The organism is Dactylosporangium salmoneum, assembly GCF_039532525.1.
In the GTDB taxonomy this organism is placed as follows: domain Bacteria; phylum Actinomycetota; class Actinomycetes; order Mycobacteriales; family Micromonosporaceae; genus Dactylosporangium; species Dactylosporangium salmoneum.
In genome coordinates this window covers 1-656 of the sequence record NZ_BAAARV010000153.1, presented here as the reverse complement: position 1 = coordinate 656, position 656 = coordinate 1, and the positions used below count along the sequence as shown (strand labels likewise).

1 protein-coding gene is annotated in these 656 nt (G+C 63.6%); it reads left to right on the top strand.

The features are described from left to right. Window positions 1–40: 40 nt before the first annotated feature. A partial coding sequence (locus ABD352_RS57440; RefSeq protein ID WP_344621156.1) for a ricin-type beta-trefoil lectin domain protein occupies window positions 41–656 on the top strand: 616 nt, incomplete at its 3' end.

The following is a 656-nucleotide window of genomic DNA, read 5'->3' as shown; positions in this document are numbered from 1 at the left end:
TGGTACGGCGGTGCAGTTGTGGGATTGTCAGTCGTATGCGGTGGATCAGCACTGGACGCATAACGCCGACAGTTCGCTGAGCACGTTGGGTCGGTGTCTGGATATCAACGGCAACGGGACGGCGAACGGTACGCAGGTCGAGTTGTGGGACTGCAATGGTGTGGGTGGTCAGAAGTGGGTGCAGCAGGCCGACGGTTCGCTGCGCAACCCGCAGTCCGGTCGCTGCCTCGATTCGCCGAGTGGTGCGACGGGCAACGGTACGCGGTTGCAGATCTGGGACTGTAACGGCTCTGCGGCGCAGAAGTTCGCCGTCAACGGCGGCGGCACGATCGTCGGTCCTGGTGGCAAGTGTGTTGATGTTGCCGGGGATGACAGTGGTGGGAACGGTACGGCGGTGCAGTTGTGGGATTGCCAGTCCTATGCGGTGGATCAGCACTGGTATCACAACGCGAACGGTTCGCTGCGCACGTTGGGCCGGTGTCTGGACATCATCGGTAACGGCACCGCGCAGGGCACGCAGGTCGAGTTGTGGGACTGCAACGGAGTTGGTGGCCAGAACTGGGTCCAGCAGGCCGACGGTTCGCTGCTCAACCCGCAGTCGGGTCGTTGCCTGGACTCGCCGAGCGGCGCGACAGCCAACGGCACGCGGCTACAGA